The organism is Flavobacterium arabinosi (assembly GCF_048158725.1).
In the GTDB taxonomy this organism is placed as follows: domain Bacteria; phylum Bacteroidota; class Bacteroidia; order Flavobacteriales; family Flavobacteriaceae; genus Flavobacterium; species Flavobacterium arabinosi.
Genome location: NZ_JBLNKX010000003.1, coordinates 122424 through 147991 on the forward strand (window position 1 = coordinate 122424; position 25568 = coordinate 147991).

18 protein-coding genes and 3 tRNA genes are annotated in these 25568 nt (G+C 32.5%); 7 read left to right on the forward strand and 14 right to left on the reverse strand.

Annotation, left to right across the window (positions count from 1 at the left end; all coding sequences use genetic code 11):
• Nucleotides 1-75: 75 nt before the first annotated feature.
• A complete protein-coding gene (locus ACM55K_RS07350) occupies nt 76-357 on the reverse strand; it encodes a hypothetical protein (RefSeq protein WP_416849585.1) in 282 nt (93 codons plus the stop codon).
• A gap of 755 nt (nt 358-1112) precedes the next feature.
• Here ACM55K_RS07350 and ACM55K_RS07355 point away from each other — a divergent pair.
• Nucleotides 1113-2162 carry an outer membrane beta-barrel protein gene (locus tag ACM55K_RS07355; RefSeq protein ID WP_416849586.1) on the forward strand — a complete coding sequence of 350 codons (1050 nt, stop codon included), beginning with the start codon at nt 1113-1115 and terminating at the stop codon, nt 2160-2162.
• Between the two features lie 368 nt (nt 2163-2530).
• Here ACM55K_RS07355 and ACM55K_RS07360 read toward each other — a convergent pair whose 3' ends face one another.
• From ACM55K_RS07360 to ACM55K_RS07380, 5 genes are all read right to left on the reverse strand, one after another.
• Nucleotides 2531-3433: an N-acetylmuramoyl-L-alanine amidase gene (locus tag ACM55K_RS07360; protein ID WP_416849587.1), complete on the reverse strand. Its 903-nt coding sequence runs from the start codon at nt 3431-3433 to the stop codon at nt 2531-2533.
• A 39-nt stretch (nt 3434-3472) separates the two neighbouring features.
• A complete protein-coding gene (locus ACM55K_RS07365; protein WP_416849588.1) occupies nt 3473-3946 on the reverse strand; it encodes a hypothetical protein in 474 nt (157 codons plus the stop codon).
• A gap of 42 nt (nt 3947-3988) precedes the next feature.
• Nucleotides 3989-5302, reverse strand: a complete 1314-nt coding sequence (gene rimO / locus ACM55K_RS07370; protein ID WP_416849589.1) for a 30S ribosomal protein S12 methylthiotransferase RimO — start codon at nt 5300-5302, stop codon at nt 3989-3991.
• Between the two features lie 215 nt (nt 5303-5517).
• Nucleotides 5518-7020, reverse strand: a complete 1503-nt coding sequence (locus tag ACM55K_RS07375) for an OmpP1/FadL family transporter (protein ID WP_416849590.1) — start codon at nt 7018-7020, stop codon at nt 5518-5520.
• Between the two features lie 52 nt (nt 7021-7072).
• Entirely contained in the window at nt 7073-8056 is a 984-nt protein-coding gene (locus tag ACM55K_RS07380) for a hypothetical protein (protein ID WP_416849591.1), read from the reverse strand.
• A gap of 101 nt (nt 8057-8157) precedes the next feature.
• On the opposite strand from ACM55K_RS07380, the gene proS reads away from it, so the two are divergent.
• The 5 genes from proS (at nt 8158) to rpsT (ending at nt 10299) form a co-directional block, all read left to right on the forward strand.
• Nucleotides 8158-9636 carry a proline--tRNA ligase gene (gene proS / locus ACM55K_RS07385; protein ID WP_416849592.1) on the forward strand — a complete coding sequence of 493 codons (1479 nt, stop codon included), beginning with the start codon at nt 8158-8160 and terminating at the stop codon, nt 9634-9636.
• 78 nt (nt 9637-9714) lie between these two features.
• Nucleotides 9715-9786: transfer RNA gene (locus ACM55K_RS07390), tRNA-Glu, on the forward strand.
• 47 nt (nt 9787-9833) lie between these two features.
• Nucleotides 9834-9905: transfer RNA gene (locus ACM55K_RS07395), tRNA-Glu, on the forward strand.
• Nucleotides 9906-9943: 38 nt separating this feature from the next.
• Nucleotides 9944-10015 (forward strand) — tRNA-Glu (locus ACM55K_RS07400).
• A 32-nt stretch (nt 10016-10047) separates the two neighbouring features.
• On the forward strand, nt 10048-10299 hold the full coding sequence (gene rpsT / locus ACM55K_RS07405) for a 30S ribosomal protein S20 (protein ID WP_039109573.1): 252 nt from the start codon (nt 10048-10050) through the stop codon (nt 10297-10299).
• 72 nt (nt 10300-10371) lie between these two features.
• Here the strand turns inward: rpsT and ACM55K_RS07410 are convergent, their stop codons facing one another.
• Together ACM55K_RS07410 and ACM55K_RS07415 are read right to left on the reverse strand one after the other, a co-directional pair.
• Nucleotides 10372-10779, reverse strand: a complete 408-nt coding sequence (locus ACM55K_RS07410) for a response regulator (protein ID WP_416849593.1) — start codon at nt 10777-10779, stop codon at nt 10372-10374.
• Entirely contained in the window at nt 10779-12494 is a 1716-nt protein-coding gene (locus ACM55K_RS07415; RefSeq protein ID WP_416849594.1) for a PAS domain-containing sensor histidine kinase, read from the reverse strand. Before ACM55K_RS07415 ends, ACM55K_RS07410 begins: the two co-directional genes overlap by 1 nt.
• 170 nt (nt 12495-12664) lie before the next feature.
• Between ACM55K_RS07415 and typA the strand changes: the two genes are divergently transcribed.
• Nucleotides 12665-14461: a translational GTPase TypA gene (gene typA / locus ACM55K_RS07420; protein WP_416849595.1), complete on the forward strand. Its 1797-nt coding sequence runs from the start codon at nt 12665-12667 to the stop codon at nt 14459-14461.
• Between the two features lie 165 nt (nt 14462-14626).
• On the opposite strand, the gene ACM55K_RS07425 is transcribed toward typA, so the two are convergent.
• The 6 genes from ACM55K_RS07425 to ACM55K_RS07450 form a co-directional block, all read right to left on the reverse strand.
• Nucleotides 14627-18979: a T9SS type B sorting domain-containing protein gene (locus tag ACM55K_RS07425; protein ID WP_416849596.1), complete on the reverse strand. Its 4353-nt coding sequence runs from the start codon at nt 18977-18979 to the stop codon at nt 14627-14629.
• Between the two features lie 24 nt (nt 18980-19003).
• On the reverse strand, nt 19004-21319 hold the full coding sequence (locus ACM55K_RS07430) for a choice-of-anchor L domain-containing protein (protein ID WP_416849597.1): 2316 nt from the start codon (nt 21317-21319) through the stop codon (nt 19004-19006).
• Nucleotides 21320-21334: 15 nt separating this feature from the next.
• Nucleotides 21335-22171: an ABC transporter permease gene (locus tag ACM55K_RS07435; protein ID WP_416849598.1), complete on the reverse strand. Its 837-nt coding sequence runs from the start codon at nt 22169-22171 to the stop codon at nt 21335-21337.
• A 4-nt stretch (nt 22172-22175) separates the two neighbouring features.
• Nucleotides 22176-23090, reverse strand: a complete 915-nt coding sequence (locus ACM55K_RS07440) for an ABC transporter ATP-binding protein (protein ID WP_416849599.1) — start codon at nt 23088-23090, stop codon at nt 22176-22178.
• 65 nt (nt 23091-23155) lie between these two features.
• Nucleotides 23156-23557 (reverse strand): response regulator, encoded by a 402-nt coding sequence (locus tag ACM55K_RS07445; RefSeq protein ID WP_416849600.1) that lies wholly within the window; start codon nt 23555-23557, stop codon nt 23156-23158.
• Entirely contained in the window at nt 23547-25376 is a 1830-nt protein-coding gene (locus ACM55K_RS07450) for a sensor histidine kinase (RefSeq protein ID WP_416849601.1), read from the reverse strand. The genes ACM55K_RS07445 and ACM55K_RS07450 overlap by 11 nt, the downstream gene beginning before the upstream one ends.
• Between the last annotated feature and the right edge of the window lie 192 nt (nt 25377-25568).

Genomic DNA, 25568 nt, shown 5'->3' on the forward strand with positions numbered 1-25568 from the left:
AATTGAATACAAAGAACTTGTTCACATTGTTATAATGCGAGAATTAGATTTTAAAATTTTAAAATCAACGTTGTATTAAACTTGGTCGGGTGGGGGGATAAATATAGAAGAAGCAATTATATCGTGCTTAGACAAATTCTCTGATAGAATAAGAGTTGAAGTTAATTCTGATAAATTGATTATTTCATAACCCATATCAAAATGGCAAATTGCTTTAATCTGTTTGTGTAATTGTTCTTCCTCAGAAAAACTATAGGTAATAGAAGTGTCAGCACTTTTCTGTATAGCACTAACAATTGTTGGTGTTAAAAGAAAAGCAATAAAAACAAACAATAATATTTGTGCGATCAGCTTCATAGCTGCAAAAATAGAATTTAACAAATGAAATCAATACTACTTTGTGAAATTTAAAATAAAATTAACATCTGTATAGCTAATAAAAGGAGAAAAAGGTTTTCATGATGGTATTTCTGTTGCAATTGAAATTTTGATTTACGGGTAATTAATTATTTGATAATCCATAAAATGAATTTCTGTAAAATTTTGGCTTTTGAATCTTTAGATGTTTTTTATTTCTTGCACATTGGATTGGATATTGGGAAAGTGTTTTTTATTTATAGTTTGGATTTTATAATGAAGAATTGGACAATAATAGTTGCTTTTTATTTTTTTAATATAAAAATAATGATTTGAGTCACATGGGTTAAAAACATAGGGTATAAAATAATTTAAAGTATAAACACATGTGAAAAATCATTTTTTATATGTTTTTTTAATGACGATATGTAAAAAAAATGGGGGTTTTGAGAATATTATTATTATGGATTTTTTAAAATATTACAATAATAATATGGAATGTCTATTATTCTCCAATGATTTTTTGTTATCAATAATTCTTCTCAAAAAGAGCTAAAAAAGTAATTATTAATTATTCATCTTAAAATAAAAGTTAATAAATTCGCCAAAAGAAAAAGGTGTTTTACTCATAAAAAAGAATAATTATGACTACTTTTTTTTATTTTGTATTAATAAAAAGAATTTGATTTGAATACTTTATAAGCATTAAACTAAAACAATAACCAACCAGATTAATAATTAAAACTAAATTAAACATGAAAAAAGCAGGACTAATTTTAGCATTAATGCTAACGACGAGTATGACATTTGCACAAGAAACACCAGCACCAGCAACTACTTTTGGAGGATCAGCAGATATGTATTACAAATATGATTTTGCTAATTTAGCGGGAAACGGTAAAACTAGTTTTACTAATTCTCATAACTCATTTGAGTTAGGGATGGCTTCTATTGAGGCATCTCATAAAATGGGAAAAGGATCTGTATTTGTTGATTTAGGCTTTGGAAATAGAGCAAAGGAATTTACATATAATGATAATGCAAGTTCATTTATGATTAAACAATTAAATTTCACTTATGAATTTTCAGATAAATTCAAAGTTACTGCAGGTAGCTTTGGTACTCATATAGGATATGAGTTATTGGATGCTGTGGATAATAAAAACTACAGTATGTCTTATGCTTTTACAAACGGACCGTTTTTTAATACAGGTGTAAAAGCGCAATATACCTCAGGTAAAGTTAGTTTTATGGCAGGGGTAACTAATCCAACGGATTTTAAAACGGCTATTGAAGCAGGTTCTACTCAAAAAACATTCATAGGACAAGTTGCTTATGTTGGAGATTCAGGAAGTGTTTATTTTAATGCAACTTCTGGAAGCGCAAATCCTGCAACTACTGTAAATAAAACGCAATTTGATATAGTAGCTTCTAAAAAGATTTCTGATAAATTTTCTCTAGGATTTAACGGAACGTACGCTTTAATAAATGATGATATGACTAGTGCAAATGATGAAAAATGGTTTGCTTTGATTGGATATGCTAGTTATGCTGCAAAAGACAATCTTAGTTTAGCATACAGATTAGAATATTTTGATGCAACGGATGCTGCTGTAACTCTTTCTGCTTTAGGCGGGTCTAGTATTGTAGGGAACACGCTTTCATTGAACTACAAAGTTGGTAATTTAACAATTATTCCTGAGGTTAGAATTGACCTTTCATCAGAAGATGTGTTTATGGATAGCGATGCACTTCCAACAAGTTCTAATGCATATCTTTTACTTGGAACAACTTATAGTTTCTAATTAATTAGAGAAAAATATTTTTTTTTTGCTGTCAAGATACTTTTTAAGTATTTTGGCAGCTTTTTTTATCTGAACTAGAACTGAATATTTTTACTGATGAATATCTTGGATGAGTGATGCTTTATCTTTGAAAATACAGTGTCTTTATAATGTCAACTAGAGTTTTTTTATCAAAATTTCAGACAGAATATAGTTGAAGGATTTGTTGTTGTTTAATAGTATTAATAAGGGTTTAGACTTTGTTAAATCTGACAATGATCAACTATCAATTTATTCACGCAAATTATTGAGGAATAGTATCAAACAAAAAAATCGGTTTTTGAAAGATTCAAAAACCGATTTACTATAATTTATTTGGAACTAATGAATTATTGTTTTTTATAAATAGAGTAGATGGTATTCTTAGTATTTTCATCTACTGTATCATCAACCTGAGATTGAATATAATGTAATTTGAATGCGATTACAGCCGCCGAAAGATTTTTAGTGTCATAACCTATAATTCGCAATCCTTGTTCTACATTAAAATCTAATGGAGCAGTTTCTGAAAATTCATCAGACCAAATTCCAAAACCCTTTTCTGCTAAGATTTTCCAAGGAAATAAAGCACTGGGATCTTTTTTTCTGGTTGGAGCAATATCAGAATGGCCAATGATATTTTGAGCAGGAATATTATAGTCTTTTTTTAATTTAGTCAAAAGCGCCAGTAAACTGTTTATTTGTAATTCAGTAAAAGGTTCTGTACCATTGTTGTCTAATTCAATTCCTATAGAGGATGAGTTGATATCAGTGTTTTTTCCCCATGAACCCGTCCCGGCGTGCCAGGCTCTTAAATAATCATTTAACATTTGAACTACTTTTCCATTATCTGAAATTACATAGTGGGAGCTTACCTGTGTTTCAGTTTTTGTAAATGTTTTTACGGTTTGCTGTAAGGAATCCTGAGCAGTATGATGAATAATTATGAAGTTAGGTTTTCGTAAATTAAAATTTACCGTACCTATCCATTCTGTATTAATGCCATTTTGTAAAGGAGTTGATCCCATTTTTGAAATGGAATCTTTAAAAATATGTAATTGTTTCGCGTATAAAGTATCAATGCTTATTGCAGTTTCGGCAACATATGGCAAAGGCTGTGGCTCTTTAGTTGAAATCTGATCTTTTAATGTTTTTAGTTTTGCGTCATATACTTTCTCACTGGCTTTGTATGGATTAGTGGAGCAAGATGTAATTACAACAGCTGAAATCAGGTAGTAAAAGGATTTTCTCATATTTTAAATTTCATTTTTATGTACCAAAATACGAGTTATCTATTTCTTTTTGGATTTTTTTGGGTTTTTACTTTCTTCTTTAAGAACCTTGTATTTTTCTTTTTGATCATCATTCAATAATTCCACGATTTTCCGTTCAGTATTTTCGTTCAGAATTTGAATATCTTTCATTTGATCGCTTTGATTAGTTTCTTGTTTTAGTATTACCCCTTGGCGTTTTATACTTTCAATGAAAATATTTGATATAGCAATTTCTTGAAGCGCATCAAGAGTAAGTGCTGGCTTTATTTTTTCCATTATTTTTCCAACGGTCTCTTCCACAGGAATTTCTTTTGGTTTTTCTTGACTTCTACCTTGGTCCATGCTGCTATTCATGCGGCCGCTTCCATAGCCATTTCCACCATAACCGCCGTAACCACCTCCGCCATACCCATTATTTCCATATTGTGCGGATATTGTGTTAATAGATAATAACATAAATACACCCACTACAAATGACTGAACTATTTTCATATAAAATGTTTTAAAAATGTTTTCAAAAACTATATTATAAATCTAAGCGGGCTCACCATACAAATCAAATTCTGTAGCCTCGATAATTTTTATCATTACAAACTCACCGGTTTTTACATAATGTTTTGAAGCATCAATTAAAACTTCGTTATCTACATCCGGACTGTCAAATTCAGTACGTCCTACAAAATGACCGCCTTCTTTTCTGTCGATGATACATTTAAATGTTTGACCTACTTTCTCTTGGTTTAAATCCCAAGAAATTTGAGATTGTAATTCCATAATTTCATTCGCACGCTCTTGTTTTACTGTATCTGGAACATCATCTTCCAATAAATAAGCATGGGTGTTTTCTTCATGAGAATAAGCAAAACAACCCATTCTGTCAAATTTCATTTCTTGAACAAAATCTTTCAATATGTTGAAATCTTCTTGTGTTTCTCCGGGATATCCTACTATCAAAGTGGTACGAATTGCCATTCCGGGAACTGCTTCACGGAAATCTTTCAATAATTTTGTTGTTTTTGCCTGAGTTGTTCCGCGACGCATCGATTTCAAAATTGAATCTGAAATGTGTTGCAACGGAATATCAATGTAATTACAAATTTTAGGTTCGCGTTTCATGATTTCCAGAACATCCATTGGGAAACCTGTTGGAAAAGCGTAATGCAAACGAATCCATTCGATTCCTTCTACTTTTACTAAAGCTTCTAATAATTCACCAAGATTTCTCTTTTTGTAAAGATCCAGACCATAGTAAGTCAAATCTTGGGCAATTAAAATCAATTCCTTCACGCCGTTTTTAGCTAAGCCTTCCGCTTCTTTTACCAGTTTTTCAATGGTTTGTGAAACGTTTTTTCCTCTCATCAATGGAATAGCACAAAAACTGCAAGGTCTGTCGCAACCTTCGGAAATTTTTAAATACGCATAATTTTTAGGCGTTGTAGTCAAACGTTCTCCTAATAATTCATGCTTATAATCGGCACCCAAAGCTTTTAGTAATTGCGGTAACTCAGTAGTTCCAAAAAACTGATCCACATTAGGAATTTCTTTTTCTAAATCAGGTCGGTAACGTTCAGATAAACATCCGGTAACGAATACTTTATCTACTAATCCTCTTTCTTTTTTATCGGCATATTGTAAAATCATGTTTACTGATTCTGCCTTTGCATTATCAATAAATCCACAAGTATTAATCACAATAATATTTCCTTCTTCGGCTTCCGGTGCTTCGTGTGTGACGTCTTTTCCGCTAGCGCGAAGCTGGCCCATTAACACTTCACTGTCATACACATTTTTCGAACACCCAAGAGTGATTACGTTGATTTTATTCTTTTTTAAAGACTTCGTTCTCATAACATTATAGTCCCGATAATTTGGGAATTTTGCAAAATTACAATTTTTTTATTCAAACTGAACTTATTTCAGTTTCTTTTCAATTTTTTTATAGAGCTATTCCTGCTGTACGTTGCAATCTCCCGAAAAATCGGGAGGATTTACACTGCCATCAGGGCTAAAAAAAATCCGTTCCATAATAACGAAACGGATTTTTAAGAGTATTTTTTTGTGAACTATAATTCAAACAATAAAGTTAAAGAAACATTATTATTGATAGCATTTATTTTAGCGCCATCTGTAAATCCTTGGTTAAAAAAACCTTGTTGAGAATTTCTTTCCGACGATGAATACGATAAATCTACTTTGGTTGAACCAAAATTATAGCCCAAACCTCCTGAATAACCAGTCAAATCACCAACAGTTGTTTTGTTTTTATAGGGACTTTGTTCGTAGCGGTATCCTGCTCTTAAACTTAATTTCTCAATTTTGTATTCAGCGCCCACTCTTACTTCATTGGTTTTATCCAAAACAGAATTCATATAGCTGTTTGTATCACTGAAATAAGGATCGTTTTCTGGTTTGAATTTCGTATTGCTGTAATCTTTCATGGCATAATCAATGCTTATTAATCCTGATTTACCAAAAACATACGCAAAGCTTCCTGTAAGTTTGCTTGGTGTTTGTAATTTGTAAGGTTCGTAATAATTTGTGACTTTAGGATTTACAACGTCATTCGTGTCAGGCAGATTTGTTGCGCTACTCACGGCAACCAATCGTTGTGAAAACTCATCGCTTAAGTGATACCAAGTTGATGATTCATAAGCCATTCCTAAGCGAACTTCATTAGTGACTTTTGCAATCGCACCCACTTGAAATGAAAATCCAGTTCCGTAAGTATACAATTCGTTGTTAAAACTTAAATTTGTTACGGTATAATCCGAAGTTAATGGAGCACTATTCTCTTCATAAAAACTAGAAGATTGTCTATAATCTGTAAAATGAGAATTTAAATTAACTCCTATATATAATTTGTCTTTGTAAGATGTAGCTGCATTAAAAGATAATTTCCCATTGTAGCCATTAGTGCTAATCACATTTTCATGATAATAATTTCCGCCTACAGGAACATTTGAAGTATATTGAGTGTTATTTGAATCGGTGCTTACAGGGTTAATAATATATCCTTGGTATCCTAAAAAAGCTTGTTGTGCCCCGTGATTTAAATTTTCATAGCTTGAGTCTTCCAGTACATCTAATCGAACTCCATCAGCATAACTTAAAAAATAGCCGTCAACTGAATTATTTGGATTGGTTCCTGCAGAAAACAAAGAGTTGTTGAAATTATTGATGTTGTCATAATTCACTCCTAATGAAAACTTTTTCCAATTGCTATTTGAATTTCGGTTATTAAAAACAAAAACACCTCCAGCTTGATTTAAATCAAATGAATTCTCTTTCTCGGTGGTTTCAGTGCCAAAATAGTTGGAATTATTTTTCGTATTGTAACTACTCAAGGTTACACCTATTTGGTTATTTAAAAAAACAGCCGAACCTGCAGGATTTATATTCAAAGAAGATAAATCTCCACCTAGCGCTCCAAAAGCGCCACCCATAGCCCTAAAACGTGCTGTTCCATTCAAATTGTCCTGAGCATATCGCATCGCATCTGTTATTTCTTGTGACTGTGCAACACTAAAAGTGAAGCCAGTTATTAGTAGGAATAAATATTTTTTCATTTTTATTTCAGGTAAGGTTTAGTTTTTTATTTAAATATTATAGATATAAAAGTTATCTTCTTCCACTTCCGCCAGATGATCTTCCGCCTCCGCCACCATTGCTGGAGCCACCTGAACTAGAGCCGCTTGAGCTTGGGTTATATGATCTGGAAGTTGAAGAATTGCTGTCGTTTCTTGAGCTTGGTGTGTAAGATCTTGAAGTGGTATTGTTGCTTTCGTTGCGATAAGTCGGTGTATTTGTACTAGTTCTTCGATTAGTATTACTGAAAGTATTGTTCTGATTTTGATTTCTTGTAAAAGTAGGATTTGTTCTAGTACTATTATAAGTAGAATTTCTATAGTTTGACCCTCTGTAACTATTAGTCTGGTTTTGAGAGTAATCTCCAGAATTTCGGTTGGTATAGTTTCTATTGCCGTTTACTGTGTTTGAATAGGATGAACCTCTTCTACTTGGATTATAAGAATAATTACTGTTGTGATAGCCCTGATTATAGCCATATCCATAATTACCATACCCGTAATTCGAATATCCAAATCCAAACCCAAAACCGTAATATGGGAAGTTCCAGCCAAAACCAGAGTAGCCAAAACCAGAATATCCATATCCATAATATGGATAACCATAGCCGTAATTTGCATAACCATAATTAGGATAGCCCATACCATAGCCTAAAGAAAAATCCCAGTAATTAGGCGATACATTTATTATGGTTTCACGGGAATTACTTCCCCATCCGCCATAGTTTTGGTTCGTGCCTTGGATGCTATCGTCATAAGAATTATAGTTATCCACATCGGTAAAAACCTCAGGCGATTGATTGTTGTTTTGTAATGAACCAAAATAATTTTTGTAGTAATTATTTGGAGTATTTTGATTCTCACTTTCAATGATTTTTCTGTTTGAATTTCCATAAATTCCATCCCCGTCATAGTAAGAGCTATTTTGATAAGAGCCACATGAGGTTAACAGAATGCTCAAAAAACCAACAATATAATAAATTGAGGCGTTTTTGAGGGAAAAAGTACTAGTTTTCATATCTATGGGGTTTTTTATTGTTGGACAATACAAAAATAGTTAGTTTTGCGGAACTATTTAGTTAAAATTATTAAAACAAAATTTGTGCCAAACTATTCAATATGAGTAAGAACTTAACTACAAGATCAGAAGATTATTCAAAATGGTATAACGAGTTGGTTGTAAAAGCCGATTTAGCCGAAAATTCAGGAGTTAGAGGCTGCATGGTTATCAAGCCTTACGGTTATGCAATATGGGAAAAAATGCAAGCGGAGTTGGATCGAATGTTTAAAGAAACAGGTCATCAAAACGCCTATTTTCCTTTATTTGTTCCAAAAAGCATGTTTGAAGCAGAAGAAAAAAATGCGGAAGGATTTGCAAAAGAATGTGCTATTGTAACGCATTATAGATTAAAAAATGATCCCGATAGGCCAGGAAAACTTATGGTAGACCCTAATGCAAAACTGGAAGAAGAATTAATTGTTCGTCCAACAAGTGAAGCTATTATTTGGTCAACCTACAAAGGATGGGTACAATCTTATAGAGATTTACCGTTGTTGATTAATCAATGGGCAAATGTGGTGCGATGGGAAATGAGAACAAGATTGTTTTTACGTACTGCAGAGTTTTTATGGCAAGAAGGGCACACTGCTCATGCTACGAAAGCTGAAGCTATTGAAGAATCTGAAAAAATGATGCATGTATATGCTGAATTTGCAGAGAATTTTATGGCAATTCCGGTAATTAAAGGTTTTAAAACTGAAACAGAACGTTTTGCCGGTGCTGAGGAAACCTATTGCATAGAAGCCTTAATGCAAGACGGAAAAGCATTGCAGGCAGGAACGTCTCACTTTTTAGGACAAAACTTCGCTAAAGCATTTGATGTTAAATTTGCTAATGCTGAAGGAAAGCAAGAACACGTTTGGGGAACTTCATGGGGAGTTTCTACTCGATTAATGGGGGCTTTGGTAATGACACATTCAGATGATAAAGGATTGGTTTTGCCTCCAAATTTAGCGCCTATTCAGGTGGTTATTGTTCCAATTCACAAAACAGATGAACAATTAGCAGAAATATCAACTGTGGTTGCTGATTTAGTTTCCCAATTCAAGAAACTAAAGATTGCGGTTAAATACGATGACAGGACTACGCAAAAACCAGGATTCAAATTCAATGAATATGAATTGAAAGGAGTTCCTATTAGAATTGCTGTTGGTCCTAAAGATTTAGAGAATGGCACTTTTGAAGTTGCACGAAGAGATACATTGACTAAAGAAGTTGTTTCCAAAGACGGAATTGTAACTTATATCAACGATTTATTAGCTCAAATTCAGATTGATTTGTTTGATAAAGCCTTAAATTATCGTGACACGCATATTACTGAAGTAAATAGTTTTGATGAATTTAAGCAAGTTTTAGAGACTAAAGGAGGCTTTGTATCAGCTCATTGGGATGGAACTGCAGCAACTGAAGAGAAGATAAAAGATTTAACCAAAGCTACGATTAGATGCATCCCTTTGGATAGGGTAGAAGAGGCGGGAAGCTGTGTTTTTACTGGGGGTGAGTCATTAGGAAGAGTATTGTTTGCGAAGGCATATTAAAAAAAAATAAATTTTTTTGCATCTACTATTGTACGTTTCAAAAATAGTTGTATTTTTGCATCCGCATTAGAGAAGCAGGGCCCGTTCGTCTATCGGTTAGGACGCATGGTTTTCATCCATGTAAGAGCGGTTCGATTCCGCTACGGGCTACTATTTTTTTTGCAAGTTAAAGTTTTCCTGAACTTAGAGGGAAAAATGGCCCGTTCGTCTATCGGTTAGGACGCATGGTTTTCATCCATGTAAGAGCGGTTCGATTCCGCTACGGGCTACAATTTCAATTTAGATTGATAAAAACTTAGGAGGATAAGGTCCGTTCGTCTAGGGGTTAGGACGCCAAGATTTCGTCTTGGTAACAGGGGTTCGATTCCCTTACGGACTACAAAAAATAGTAAAAGATAAAAAAGCAATAAAATGGCAAATCATAAATCAGCTCTAAAGAGAATTAGAAGTAACGAAAAGAGAAGAGTATTAAATAGATACCAACACAAAACTACTCGTAATGCAATTAAAGCATTAAGAATAGCTACTGATAAAGTAGATGCTACTTCTAAATTATCAAGTGTAATATCTATGATTGATAAATTAGCTAAGAAAAATATCATTCATGATAACAAAGCTTCTAATTTAAAGTCTAAATTAACGAAACATGTTGCTAAATTGTAATTAGTGCAATTTTCATAATAATTATAAAAAAAGCCCTCAATTCATTGAGGGCTTTTTTTATAATTATTATTTTTATATTTTATTTTTTAAGTATTCAAGCATTGATACGGTTATAGGCTTTGATAAAAAATCAATGACCATAGAGTATGATTTTGCTTTTTCTAAGTCTTCAGGGTCTATTGTAGAGGAAAGAACAATTACTTTTATAGTGTTGAATTCCGAATAGTCATCGGTATTGAAAATATCTAGAAACTCCCACCCTCCCATTACTGGCATATTTAAATCTAAAAAGATTAATTGAGGATGTTTTTTTAATTCGCTTTCAGGGTTAGTGCCTTTTAGTTTGTTAAAGAAATTAAGCGCTTCTTCTCCGTTTTGAGAAGTAATTATTTCATTTGAAAAGGATGCTTTAGTGATTACTTTTTTGCATAACATAAGTGTTATGGGGTCGTCATCAACGCATAAAATTTGATCCAACATTATTGTTTGTTTTTAAATGTTAATGTGAATGTAGTTCCTTTGTTTACTTCACTTTCAATGTTAATAGTTCCTCCCATAGTTTCAACCTGAGATTTTACAAGGTATAATCCCAGTCCTTTACTATCAGGATAATTATGAAATCTCTGGTAAAGTCCAAAAACTTTCTCTCTATTTCTTTCTAAATCTATGCCTATTCCATTGTCTGTGAATATTAGATAAACAGTGTCGTCAACTTCATTAGCGTTAATTGTTATTTTAAGCTTTCTATTTTCAGATTTGTATTTTATAGCATTTGTCAATAGATTTAACAATATGCTTTCTATATAGGCCTTGTTTGTATTTAAAACTGAAACTTTTTCGAAATTAAGTTTAATTATAGGTTTGTACAATTCAATTTGAAAACTGAGCTGATTAAAAACGTTTTCAAAGATTTCTTTTAAAAGTACAGCTTCTTTTTGAATTGAAGGATTGTCTTTGATAATAATAACTTTTACTAAGTCGTTAATTGTTTCATTTAATAAATGCGTTGATTTATTAAAACCGTTTAGGATTTCCTTTAATTCTTGATTCTCTATGGGGATATCTTCAATTAAGTTTAAAAGACCTGTCAGGTTAGATAAAGGAGCTCTAAGATTATGAGAAGTAATGTAAGAAAATTGCTTTAAGTCTTTATTGTTTTGTGTTAATTCTCGAATAAGCTGCTCTTTTTCTTTTTCTTGTTTCTTTTCTTCAGAAACGTCTCTTTGTATTGAAATCCAATGCGAAAGTTCATTTTCTGAATTATATATAGGAATCATAGAAAAGCGAACCCAATATTCTTCTTTATTTTTTTTATAACTAATGGTCTCAATTAAGCACTCTTCCTTATTTTTTAAAGCGCTAATTAATTTGTTGTACTCTTGTTTATCGGAATTTGGACCTTTAAAAAGATTTGGAGTTTTTCCAATAATTTCCTCAGAATTGTATCCTGACATAATGGTAAAAGCGGGGTTGACATAAATTATTTTTGGAATCCTGGCGTTGCTGGAATTGGCTTCGGTTATAATTATGGAATCTTTAGATTGTGTAATTACAGTTTCTAATAGTTTAAGTCTTTGTTCCTCTTCTTTTTGTTTTGTTATATCTTGTATTGCTCCAATCATTCTTATGGCTTTTCCGTCTAAGTCTTTAAGAAGGAATCCTCTGTCAAGAACGTATTTATAGGAGTTGTCCGCACATCTAAACCGATACTGGTCTTGCCATTTTTCTGTTTTTTGTTCTATGAATGAATATAATTTAATAGACATTTTAATACTGTCTTCAGGATGGATTTTATCAAACCACCATGTTGAGTTTTCGCCTACCTGATCTTCTTTATAGCCAAAAACACTTTCTATTCCTTTATTCCAAGATAAATTATCTTCTTGTATTTTCCAATCCCAAATAGTGTCACTTGTTGCTTTTGCTACAATGTCATATTTTTCGTTTGATTCTTTAATTTCGTCATTTGTATTCTTTAATTTTTCAAAAACAGCGATATTTCTATTGTCGTTTTTTGATAAAATAAATTTGTAAGTTATACCTGTAAAAGATATAAATAACAAATCTTTTATAAAGTTATAATGTTGGTAATTAGTATTGTGAGTGTAGTTTTGAAATAATTTATGGTAAATAATGGCCATAAATATGGAGATGAGGACGTAGGTTAAGGTTATTTGATTAGTTTTATTTTTCATTACTCAAATATAATTAAATAAAACTTAATTATTAAACATGATATCAAACTATTTTTAAGCTTTATTTACTTACTATTTCTGGCTCTAAATGGTTAACAATAGGTAAACTATTGTATTAATATTTTTTATATCAAAATAAAGTGTACCTTTGCACCCATTAAAAATCACAGATGGAATCTATTAGAAACATTGCAATTATTGCCCACGTCGATCACGGTAAAACAACTTTGGTTGATAAAATTATGTATCACTGTCAGTTATTTCGTGACAACGAAAACACAGGTGACTTAATCCTTGATAACAACGACTTAGAGCGTGAAAGAGGTATTACTATTACTTCTAAAAATGTTTCTGTAGTATACAAAGGAACAAAAATCAACATTATTGATACTCCTGGTCACGCCGATTTCGGTGGGGAAGTAGAACGTGTATTGAACATGGCTGATGGAGTTTGTCTACTAGTAGATGCATTTGAAGGCCCTATGCCTCAAACTCGTTTTGTATTACAAAAAGCACTAGACCTTGGTTTGAAACCATGCGTTGTTATTAATAAAGTTGATAAAGAAAACTGTACTCCTGAAGAAGTTCATGAGAAAGTTTTTGACCTAATGTTTGAATTAGGTGCGGAAGAGTGGCAGTTGGATTTTCCAACAGTTTACGGTTCAGCAAAAAATAACTGGATGTCTGACCATTGGGAAAACGTAACTGATAATGTGGAAGCATTATTAGATATGGTTATTGAAAATGTACCAGCTCCAAAAGTTTCTGAAGGAACTCCACAAATGTTGATTACTTCATTAGATTTCTCCGCTTTTACAGGTCGTATCGCTATCGGTCGTCTTGAAAGAGGTGTTTTGAAAGAAGGAATGCCAATTTCATTATGCAAAAGAGATGGTACTATTATGAAATCTAGAATTAAAGAACTTCATACTTTTGAAGGTCTTGGACGTAAAAAAGTACAAGAAGTTATTGCAGGAGATATTTGTGCAATTATTGGTGTTGAAGGATTTGAAATTGGAGATACTATCGCTGATTTTGAAAACCCGGAAGCGTTACAAACAATTGCTATTGATGAGCCAACAATGAGTATGTTGTTTACAATTAATGACTCTCCATTCTTTGGTAAAGAGGGTAAATTTGTAACTTCTCGCCATATTAGAGACCGTTTACATAAAGAATTAGAGAAAAACTTAGCAATGAAATTAGGTGAAACTGACTCAGCTGATAAGTTCATGGTTTTTGGTCGTGGTGTACTTCACTTGTCTGTTCTTATTGAAACAATGAGAAGAGAAGGATATGAATTACAAATCGGTCAACCACAAGTTATCATCAAAGAAATTGATGGTAAAAAATGTGAGCCAATTGAGGAATTAACAATCGACTTACCAGAAACACTTTCTGGAAGAGCGGTAGAGTTTGTTTCTTTCCGTAAAGGAGAAATGTTGAGTATGGAAACTAAAGGTGAGCGTATGATTATAAAATTTAATATTCCATCACGTGGAATTATTGGATTGCGTAACCAATTGCTTACTGCTACTGCTGGGGAGGCTATTATGGCACACCGTTTCATAGGATATGAGCCTTACAAAGGAGAAATTTCTGGACGTAACAAAGGTTCATTGATTTCTATGGAAAAAGGAAAAGCCATTCCTTATTCTATCGATAAATTGCAAGATCGTGGTAAGTTTTTTGTTGAACCAAATGCCGAAATTTACGAAGGTCAGGTAATTGGAGAAAACTCTCGTGGTGATGATATGTGTGTAAACGTAACTAAAGAGAAAAAACAATCTAACGTTCGTTCTTCTGGAAATGATGAAAAAGCTAGAATTATCCCTCCAATTATTTTCTCATTAGAGGAAGCTTTAGAGTACATCCAAAAAGATGAATATGTTGAGGTTACTCCAAAATCTATTCGTTTGAGAAAAATATATTTGACAGAAACAGATAGAAAAAGATTTAAATTCTAATTTTTATTTTTTTAAATATAAAAGCCATTCGTTTATTCGAATGGCTTTTTTTATGGTTTCGTTTTAGCTGTTTATCTATTTTTTTGATAGAGCTGTTAATAAATTTACAGATTAGAATATTACGGATTATGAATAGCAATAGCTTTAGAAAAGGTATTTTAAATCTTATCTTTTCAAACTAAAATGCCCTTTTACTTCTCTACCGTCTTCTAATTTTAAAGTATACCAATAATCATCTGTGGGTAAGAGGGAACCATTGAAAGTTCCGTCCCAACCTTGACTTGAGGTGTTTATTTGTTTGATGAGTTTTCCGTATCGGTCAAAAATATAGATTGTCGATTTTGAATTGAAATTAGCATTTACTCCTTTTATATTCCAAAAGTCATTATATCCATCATTGTTTGGGGTAAAGAATTTTGGAACGCCAATTATAGCTATTGATTGACTAACGGTTCCGCATCCATTTTTGTCATTAATGAATACTTCATGAATTCCGGCTGATAAATTATCGAAGAAATTAGATTCTTGAAAAGGTCCAAAAGATGCATCCAGACTGTATTCATATTGCCCTTGACCAGTTACATTTATTGTTATAGAATTTGAATCGGATAAATCAACAATGTCAATGCTAATGATTTTCGCAACATCCGAAGCGGTGACTTTTATCGTTCGTATTCTGCTGCAACCGGCAAGAGAGCTAACTTCCACTGTATAATCCCCTTCTTGATTTACATTCAATGTTGTAGCAGTTTCGTTTGTTAGAATAACTCCATCTTTTTTCCAAACATAAGTATAATTACTAGTTGGCGAGCCATCTTGAATTCCAGAATCTAGTTTTACAAAGAAAGTAGGAAGGTTAGAGCATACCAATTCATTTTCTTCAAAATCTTCATTTGTATCAATATTAGGTTTTGGATTTACTTTTAATGTAATTCGGGGACTTAAACCATAACAGGCATTATCAGCGGTACTTTCTACGCGAACCCAAATTTTTTGTTGATTTGGTGAATCTGTATTTCTATAGTTTGTACGATTTAAAATTTCATTGCTTTCTGATAAGGCCTCTGCTTCATTTTTGTAATATTTTATAGAATATGAAGAACTTGTGACAGGAAGAAGTGCTAGTATATCAGTTGTCACACTACTAAAATCAAAAGTTGCGATTCCATCAGTATCGTCATTGGCTATGCCTAAGTCATCACAATTTGAAAAAGTACGACTGAATGATGTTGGAATTTGGGTAGTAGATACTACTAAAGTAATTTGGACTACATTATAACATCCATTTGAGTTTTCTACTCTGCTCCAAATAGGCATACCACCTGCTGTTGTATTTGTAAAGGCTGAAGGATTTGAAATTAATTTTCCAGTATCCGCTGTTTCAGCTCCTGAAAGAGTGGTGTAATAGGTGAAAGTTTCGGAGGCAAAATTAGTAGAGATAACATTATTTTTAACAGTTAAATTAAAATCGGAAAAGCCATCAGTATCATCGTCACATTGTATTATCGTTATATTATTAACAACTGGTAAGGCATAAATTGTCAAAGTAGTTTCGGTAGAAATTAAGCCACAGGAATTGCCTGTTTTTTCGAGTTTTACTCTGTATTTATATCCATTCATTGCATTTGTTACGTTTTTTAAGGATAGGGTATTTGTTGTAACACCGCTGTAAACTGCATTATTTGAAATGGTGCTCCAAGTAGTTCCATCAGTTGAAAGTTGCCATTGGTATGTATTTCCGCCATTATCAAGCACCGTGATTGTTGTGTTTTGTAATTCACATGTTGGCTTTGCTTGTGGTTGTGTAGTGATTTCCATCGGAGCAGTAATGATATAATTTGGATTAGGTGTTGTGTAACCAATGCCGCTTATTACCAACCCATTTGCGTCAACTGTTGGTGGTGCAATACTTCCAAGAATTCCATCTCCATTGGCATCTAAAAAACCAGCTTCAATGACATCTTTACATAAATCTTTGTCACTGTCTAAATCGCGGTAATTTCGAATTCCGTCAGCATCTAAGTCATTTCCGGTTTCTGCTGAGTCTAAAATTCCGTCGTTATCGCTGTCTAAATCCAAATAATCAGGAACTCCATCAGCATCAGTGTCAATGGGAGTAAATCCAGGCTCAAAGGCATTGTCTAAACCATTATTATTTGTATCGGCATTTGATAAAGGCACCGAATTGTTTACCTGGGCTTCTATTATATCCAGAATTCCATCATTGTCGCTATCTGGATCTAATTGGTCGGGAATTCCATCTAAATCAGAGTCTTTTGGAAGACAGAGTGTAAAAAACTTTAAGGAGACTCTGTTTGGAGTAGTGTCAGATAGATTTTTGTGGGTGAAACTTATCGAATTGGCTAAATATGTTAAAAATTGAAAAGTACCAGTTCCAGCCGTTAATGGTAAAGTTCCATTTAATCTAAAGCGTATTTCAAATGATGAATATTGGGTTATTCCAGTTTCGTATATGCCATCATAATTCGTGTCTATCAATAATTGATTGTTAGGATTGAGGACTGTTATGGTTTTATTTATATCTGAATTTACGACATATTCAGCATCGGCATTTAATAAATCAGTTGAATTTGCAGTTGAAACATATTCAATTCCTGCGCTCATTGGACTGGCAAAGTTCATCGTATACGTTATACTATTTGTTTTTCCTGCCGGAATTTCAGTGATAAAACTACCATCGGTATTTCCTGTAAATGTTCCTGATGGTAATCCCGACCCAGTAGTTGTAATGGCTCCCGTAAATGAATTAGAATAACTACCAATAGCAATACTTCCTGCGGCGGAATTTGACATGTTTATATTTTGGCTTCCGTACGATTCTGTACAATTGGTAATTCCATCATTGTCGTTGTCTAAATCAATATTGTCGTTGGCTTTGTCATTGTCATAATTTGTTGCACAGCTACTAACGGGAATTTTATCTGAAAATATAAAGGTACCACAGTTTGAGTTAGTGCCTTTTACTTGATAGTAACCAGGTGCCGTAGGAGTATAGGAATTGGAATTAGAATTTGAAATGGCAACATCATTATAATACCATTCAAAAGCATCATAAGAAGTCAACGCACTAATACTTAAAACTACATCTGGGATGCAATTAGAGCTTGCTCCAATTTTTATATCAGAAATAATTTCAGGTTTCAGGTCAAAACCAGAATAATAACCGCCATAAGTCGCAGCTCCATTAGTTCCAAAGTAAGAAACATAAACTTGTTTAGTTGATTTCACGGCTATATTGCCAAATAAACCATTAACTGTATATCTTACAAAACCTGAATTTCCTGTAATAGCAACTGGTGTGGCTGTTATAGGAATGCCATTTATTTTGACCAAAGCACCTGTTTCAGTAACTATATTTAAACCTCCGTTAAATGTTACGTTTCCTATTGATTCAATAAGAGGGATATTATCCACACTATTGGGTGTGGCACAATTTAAAGGTGGCACAAAAAATAAGTTTTGATTTGCCGAAGAGGCCGATCCTCCAATACTTTGATAAGCAAATACCTTTTCGGAAGTGGTAACATATAAATTTCCATTACTGAATTGACTTCCGTCGATAGCCACATAATCACCTGCTTTGACTAGTGTAGCATAAGGAGTTGCGCTACCATTCAAATAAATTATAGTGTTGGGATTATGTGCAATCAGTAAAACACGCTCTAAATCATCAGTGCCAATGCCTTTTACAAAAATGTATTCCATTCCTGTTTTTTCATAAGAAACTATTTGGTCATATCCCACATCTCTTCCATTTGTACTAGTACTATTGCTTCCTCCAAACGAACCTGAATTGACAACCACTGGTTTGTCAGTTTCAACCAAAGCACCAATCATCTTGGAGCTGTTAGACGGAAAGTTATTACCACTATAGTTTTCCAAAGCTATTACATAGCTTTCATTCTTGTTTAATGTTACTACTATTGGAGCTGTATAAGTTGTTCCATTGGTGAATATTGTTCCTATTGGAATGTTTGAGATGGTTACTTTAGTATTATTCTCTGTAGATAAAATAGAGGTAAAATTTAATAAATTGGGGTCTATATTTGGATTTAGCATGGCGCCCAATCTAAACATTTTGCCGAGAGCACTGTTTCCCTTGGATACAAGGCCACCAGCGTGATTATATGAACCATTGTTGTTTAAGGAAGAATTTCCTCTTACGCTTGCATAAACTAAATTTTCGGCTTCTATTATATATCCTTTGTTTTTTACAATTCCAATATTGGTTTTTGGAGTGAATAATTGAGTTGTATTTCCTGTTCCGATAGTATATACATACGGTGCATTGTTACTTACGACACCTGTTATTATATTTCCTCCAATTTCAATAATTTTAAAATTTACATTATTCGTGTTTGGAGTTGAAATGTATAAATAGTGATCCGAAGCCATGCCATTTTGTGCGGTTATAGGTGGAATATAATGTGTTTTACTAAATTGGGCAAAACACCCTATCGATAAAAAAATAAAGAAAAGGAGTAATTTTTTTTTCATTCGCTAAAAATAGGAAATTAAGTTTTATCTTTTTAATGAAAAATGGCCTTTTATTATTCTTCCATCTTCAAAAGTTAAATTAAACCAATAATCATCTGCGGGCAAATCATATCCATTAAAATTTCCATTCCAACCAAAGCTAGTTGAACTAAGTTCTTTTAATAATTTACCGTAGCGATCAAAAATTGTTATTGTAGATTTAGGCAACAAATCAAGGTTTTTAATTTTCCAAAAATCATTATACCCATCTCCGTTTGGAGTGAAATAACGAGGATAGTCGAGCACATAAATTTTGAATGGATTTGATAGCCCACAACCATTTTTATCTCGAACATAAACTAAATAATCTCCCGAAGCAACTGCGTTGAAAAGTGGCTCGTCTTGAAAGAATGATCCTTCAATAGAAAATTCATAATTTCCTACTCCTGTATATTCAATCAAAACTGAATTTCCGTCTCCATCAAAGTCATTTATTTTCGCTCCGGTAATAGTTGCAATTCCAGATGCTGTTACATCAAAAGTCTTTGTTGCACTGCAACCATTTGGATTAGTAACTTTTACAGAATAATTGCCGGGAGAAGTAACATTAATTGTATTTGTAGTTTCTCCTGTATTCCATAAATAACTTGAAAATCCAGCATTAACAGCTAGGTTTATTGAACTGCCGTTGCATAATGCAGCCTTCTCTTCTTGAAAATTTGTTGGGTTAAAAGTACTAATTACAAGTGTTTCTGGAGTAATTGCGTAACAATCAGAACCATTTACAATTCGGGCATATATAATTTGTTGGTTTGCATCAGTATTATTAAAAATGTTTGGCAAAGGATTTTTTTGAGCAATAGCATCAGTAGTATTCAAATAATATTCAACAACTAATCCGGTTGGCAACCCATTCAGTACTTGCGGTGTTACTTGTGCATTTAAATCAAAATGATACAAACCATCTTGAACGGTATCTGCATCACAGGTTGTAATTGGATTTTGAGGAGTTATGCTATTATTTGAAATTTGGAGGCTAATTTTTGCGTAATTGGCACAACCATAGGTATTTGTAGTTCTTGCAAAGACAATTTGGTTTGTTGTTTTATTTTGATAATTTGTTGTATTCGTAATTGGATTGAGTTGTGCTTGAGCATCCGCTAAAGATTCATAATAGACAAGGTTACTTAAACCAGCAGTATTATTTTTTACTAACGCATCCACTCGGGTTAAATCAAAAATAGTAATTCCATCAGTATTAGCATCGCATTGGGAAAGAGTAGTGTCATTCAAAGCTATTTTTGGAGCATATTCTACTTTTATTTCATCACTGGTCATACAAGTTGCAGGAGTCAAAGTAATTTCAACTTTATACATGCCTGTATCTGTAACTGATAGAGATGGGCTAGTTTCTCCTATTATTTCAATTGAATCTTTAAACCATTTGTAGCTATAACTTGTCGGTAATTTAGTGTCAATAGTATAGCTTTCGCCAAAACAAATAGGGTTATTGGTTGTTAATAATCGATCCGGTCCTAAATCTATTTTTGGAGAAAAGCTACCTGCCTTTAGAAAAACTGCTGAGTCGTAATATTGAAAAGTGTCATCAGCAATTACTAATTTTATATGATAAGTTGTTCCGGCTATAACATTTGTTTGTGCATTCATCACCACAGTTTGGGCACTATAGTTAGTAGGACTAGTGGCAGAACTATAACCCCCAAAATAGTTTTCGTTTTTTGCAGGACATCCACCGAATACGCCAAATGACGGGATCAAAGGATGTATATTTAGTGATGAAACGGGAGTAGTAGTACCAGGAATTACGGCTAAATTTTGATAATTAGCAGGGCTGCCTTTTTCCTTTATTAAAAATGCAAATCCATCAGAAAAACGACATGGAAAATCATCCTGATATTCATTGGAAGCAAATAAATAATCAAAACTTATGAAATTAGTTAGAGGTGTAAAATCGAATTCTAAGATGGTAGCATTTATTGTTTTAAAACCTAATTCCTTATCTAAATCGGCATCTCCTAACCAAGAAGTATCTCCTCCTCCTTGATTTCGTATAAATGGCCCTATAGAATTTTGGCTGCTCCACGTACTTAAAAGTACGCCTTCGGTAAAAGGAAAACTGCCTCCTTGATTATTGAAATATCCATAACTGTTTTTCCCCGCAGTAAATGTATCTCCAGTCGCAATTGGGTTCGAAATATTGGCACAAGAGCTATTTACTAAAATATTTTCAACAAGTTGTTGTGCTGTATAAGAATCATTTACTGAAATAGATTGCCCCGTTACACTACTTGAAGTGCAACAAATGAAGATATAAAATAAGATTGTTTTTACACATTTCATAGCTCTGTAAAGATACTACAAATCTCTATTTTTTAATAAGCGATAGGATAAGAATGTAAAAATGAAAGTCCAACATAAAACGATTAGAATAGATGAAAAATGTACACTGTAATCTTTACTGTTGTCCATTCCAATCTGGTTTCCAATAGACTTAATAATTGATAATCGGGAGAATGGTTCCACGATTAAATTAGACATGGATTCCAAAGGCAAAAATTGTGTAATATAAGATGCTTTATTGCTGTCGGGAAATATTTTAAAAGTTAAGATTCCTTTGGCAATTCCTTCAATAATATTCCAAACTAAAAGAAATCCAAGTGCAAATGCCGAACGTTTTACCAATATTCCTAAAAATAAACAGAAAGAGAAAAATCCGATTAATTTTATGAAATAAGCCAAAATATATTCTAAATCAGAGAAAACGATGCCAATTTCAGTATAAGAAGAAAAGCTGTAGCCGAGAATTAATGACATCATAAACAAAAAAAGAGTTGATACCGCAGCAAATAAAACGATTGTCAGGAATTTAGACAGAATAAATTCTTTTTTACTCATTCCGTCTATCAAATTTTGTTTTAAAGTTCCGTAGCTATATTCATTTGCCATCATTGAAACAATAACAATCGCCAGAAATAACTTTAAAATTGCCGCAATATAGGTGTTGAAATGCCAAATGAAAGGAAAATTAAAAATGCCCATTTCAGCAAGATGAAGCTTAAAAATTCCAAGATCAAATTTGATTGAAGCTATTAAAGCAATAAAGGTTAGGAGAATAAAATAAGTCAGGGTCAAAACGCGACTAGCTTTATTTTTCCATATTTTTTGTAATTCTATTGAGAGAAGTCGTTTCATTGTTTTAGTTTTTGATAGTTGGTTTTGCGTTATTTGTTAATTCTAAAAATTGCTCTTCCAAACTATTTTTGCGTTTAACCAAATGACTTAATACAATGTTTTTTTCAAAAAGAAATAGATTCAACTCCTTTGCATCCCAATCATGTTTTAAATAAACCAAAACTTTTCCTCCTTCATTTACAACACTTTTTACAGCAGGATGTGTTTTTAATACCAATACCAAATTTTCGATATCATCAGCTTCCAGCTCAAAGAATCCTTCATTGGTAGACATACCACCAACTAAACCAGAATATAAAATTTCACCTTTTCTTAAAACCAGTGCATGTGTACATACTTTTTCTACTTCGTCCAATAAATGGGAGGCGAGTAAAATAGTAGTTCCTTTTGAAGCTATTTGTTTGATAATATCACGGATTTGATGGATTCCTTGGGGGTCTAAACCGTTAGTAGGTTCATCAAGAATTAAAATTTCCGGATCATTTAGTAGGGCGGAAGCTATGGCCAATCGCTGTTTCATCCCAAGAGAAAACGTACTGAATTTACTATTTTGTCGGTCTGTTAAACCCACTAATTCCAGCTTTTCGTTTACTTTGGCATAGTTAATTCCTTTGATTTTGCAAACCAATTCTAAGTTCTCTTTTGCCGTCATGTACGGATAGAAATTAGGTCTTTCGATGATAGCTCCCACTTTTTTTAATGCTTCATGAGTTTGCATTGAACCACCAAACCAGCTGTATTCACCTGAGGTCTTATTTACCACATTCAAAACAATTCCTAAAGTTGTCGATTTTCCGCTACCGTTAGGACCAAGAATCCCGTAAACATTACCTTTATATATTTCGAAGGAAACGTCTTTCAAGGCTTGTAAACTGCCATAACGTTTGTTGAGATTTTTGATAGAGAGTATAATTTCCAAAGTGCTTGTTTTTTAAGTTTTATATAGGACGAACAAGGTTAGGATTTGTTACTATTAAACTGTATTTAGTTTGTTTTGCCAATTAATATGCATAGCGCATTTAATTTTTGAGCAGTAATAGGTTTCATAATATAATCTTTTACTACGCTGTATTTTTTTGCCATTTCAATATCAATGGGGTCAATTGAAGAAGTGATAATAAAAATTGAAATTTCTTTTTTTATTGGCAACAGAACAAATTCATCCAGGAATTGCCAGCCATCCATGACAGGCATATTCAAATCAAGTAAAATTGCATCTGGTAGATTTTTATTTTCAATACAATTTTGTTTTAATTTATCTATAGCAAATTGAGCATTATAAAAAGGTTGCACGTCCTCACAAAACTTGTTTTTTGAGATAAGAATACTTATTAATTTAACTGACATCTTATCGTCATCAATAATATAAGTTAATTTATTTTTCATTTAGATATACTTTAAAAATGGAACCCAAACCTACTTCACTTTCTACTTCAATTTTTCCATCCATGGCCTCCAGTTGGTTTTTGGTTATAAATAATCCAATTCCTTTAGCATCTTCATTGCCATGAAAGGTTTTGTACATGCCAAAAATTTTATGTCCGTTTTTCTTTAAATTTAATCCTAAGCCATTATCCTTGAAGGTTATGACGGTAAAATCTTCATTCACTTCATAACCGATTTCTAGAATAGCATTACGTTCAAGAGATCTGTATTTTATCGCATTTGTAAATAAATTAAGTAAAATACTATCTAAATATGCGGGAATTGCATTTACCATTAATTCATCGGGGATAGTATGAGTTATCGTGATCTTACTTTCTTTAATAGCTAGACTTAATGCCTTTTTTGTTTTTTCAATTTCATTCTTTAAATTAATCTTAGTTTTTTCAATATTTGTTTTCTGTTGAATCGTTATAATTTCATTTAAATATTCAATTGTTTCTGATAATTTTTCGGTTCCTTCTTTAAATAAATCAAAATAAGAAAGTTTTTCAGTAATATCTTCTGTATTTTCAATTACATCTACAACCATCGCTAAATTGCTGCTGTGAGAACGAATATTATGGGAGACAATGTGAGCAAAGTTATAAAGCTTATTGTTTTGTTGGCTCGTAACTTCTAATAGATGCTTAAGTTCAATCTCTTTTTCAATTCTGAGTGTAACATCTCGACCGACGCCAACAAAATTTATGAAATTATTTTGATTATCAAAAACGGTAGTAATATTCAATTCAAACCAGTATTTTTCTTTTTTCTTATTGTAATTCAGAATAGTAATTTTGATACTTTCTTTAGCCCTGATTGCTTCCCGCATTGTGGCCGTAGCTTGTAAATCAGTTTCAGGGCCTTTTGATAAATATCCGGGTTTTTGGCCTATAACCTCATTCATATCTAATCCTGTAAGATCTAAATAAGCCTGATTTACCCATATTACCTCTCCCTTTGGATTAGCAATTACAATAGTGTCAGTAGTTTCTGAAGCAGCAAGAGAAAGTAGTTTCATTTTTTCTTCAGTATTTTTCCTTTCGCTAATATCCCTAATGAAACAGACTAAATATGTAATCTGATTGACCTGAAATGTTTTTCCGGAAGCGATTTCTACAGGTATTGACTCGCCAGATTTAGATTTTATATAGGTTTCATTTACACCATAATCATCCCTTGTTAAATTATATGCTAGAAAAATTCGGACTTGTTTTCTGTATTCTAAAGGAAATAATTCTGAATTATGTAAACCCAATAAATCGGAACATTTGTAACCAGTAAGTGATGTAGTTCTTGGATTACAATCTGTTATAATTCCATTAGAAGTATCAATGATAATAATAGCATCATTAGCACTCGAGAAAATGGAAGAAAATTTTTCAACATTTAATTCAAGTTCGTTGACTAAATTATGCTCTTTTGTAATATCTTGAAAAGTACCAATTAATTTATAAGGTTTTTCGTTTTTGTAAACTATTTGTCCTATACTTTCAATATGTTTTATATTACCTTTAGCTGTAGTAATTTGAAAGTTATCATTGAAAGGTATTCCGTCATTAATGGCTCTTTCAATTAAATATTGGATTCGAATTCTATTCTCACCTTCAAGATAAAAAAAAATCCCCTTTTCTATACTTGGAATAAAATAATCAGGAACTTCGTGGATGTCTCTAGTAACAGCATTCCAATAAACTAGACTGGTTTCTAAATTAATTTCCCAAATCCCAATCTTTGCTGATTGTGCAGTTTTAAAATAGAGTTCAAGTTTATTTGTCATGAGAGGTATTCGTTTAATCTAATAGGAATTAATCAAATGTAAAGTAAATATGCTTGTATGGTTTTTTTTTAACATAATATGAGATGCTATTTTAACTTTTTAGATTGTTTTTTTAATATGTTTAAATTTAGGGGATTATATTTTAGCTTTAAAAAAATCTATTTGAATTTTTTTTTCAATAATTAATTATGT

Bases quoted from the DNA above. Each gene is read 5' to 3' on its own strand.
- rimO (WP_416849589.1), bottom strand. From the start codon at position 5,302: ATGAGAACGAAGTCTTTAAAAAAGAATAAAATCAACGTAATCACTCTT.
- ACM55K_RS07415 (WP_416849594.1), bottom strand. From the start codon at position 12,494: ATGAAAAATAAAACTAATCAAATAACCTTAACCTACGTCCTCATCTCC.
- ACM55K_RS07365 (WP_416849588.1), bottom strand. From the start codon at position 3,946: ATGAAAATAGTTCAGTCATTTGTAGTGGGTGTATTTATGTTATTATCT.
- ACM55K_RS07375 (WP_416849590.1), bottom strand. From the start codon at position 7,020: ATGAAAAAATATTTATTCCTACTAATAACTGGCTTCACTTTTAGTGTT.
- ACM55K_RS07430 (WP_416849597.1), bottom strand. From the start codon at position 21,319: ATGAAATGTGTAAAAACAATCTTATTTTATATCTTCATTTGTTGCACT.
- ACM55K_RS07350 (WP_416849585.1), bottom strand. From the start codon at position 357: ATGAAGCTGATCGCACAAATATTATTGTTTGTTTTTATTGCTTTTCTT.
- ACM55K_RS07410 (WP_416849593.1), bottom strand. From the start codon at position 10,779: ATGTTGGATCAAATTTTATGCGTTGATGACGACCCCATAACACTTATG.
- ACM55K_RS07435 (WP_416849598.1), bottom strand. From the start codon at position 22,171: ATGAAACGACTTCTCTCAATAGAATTACAAAAAATATGGAAAAATAAA.
- ACM55K_RS07425 (WP_416849596.1), bottom strand. From the start codon at position 18,979: ATGAAAAAAAAATTACTCCTTTTCTTTATTTTTTTATCGATAGGGTGT.
- ACM55K_RS07355 (WP_416849586.1), top strand. From the start codon at position 1,113: ATGAAAAAAGCAGGACTAATTTTAGCATTAATGCTAACGACGAGTATG.
- typA (WP_416849595.1), top strand. From the start codon at position 12,665: ATGGAATCTATTAGAAACATTGCAATTATTGCCCACGTCGATCACGGT.
- ACM55K_RS07450 (WP_416849601.1), bottom strand. From the start codon at position 25,376: ATGACAAATAAACTTGAACTCTATTTTAAAACTGCACAATCAGCAAAG.
- ACM55K_RS07360 (WP_416849587.1), bottom strand. From the start codon at position 3,433: ATGAGAAAATCCTTTTACTACCTGATTTCAGCTGTTGTAATTACATCT.
- rpsT (WP_039109573.1), top strand. From the start codon at position 10,048: ATGGCAAATCATAAATCAGCTCTAAAGAGAATTAGAAGTAACGAAAAG.
- ACM55K_RS07380 (WP_416849591.1), bottom strand. From the start codon at position 8,056: ATGAAAACTAGTACTTTTTCCCTCAAAAACGCCTCAATTTATTATATT.
- ACM55K_RS07445 (WP_416849600.1), bottom strand. From the start codon at position 23,557: ATGAAAAATAAATTAACTTATATTATTGATGACGATAAGATGTCAGTT.
- proS (WP_416849592.1), top strand. From the start codon at position 8,158: ATGAGTAAGAACTTAACTACAAGATCAGAAGATTATTCAAAATGGTAT.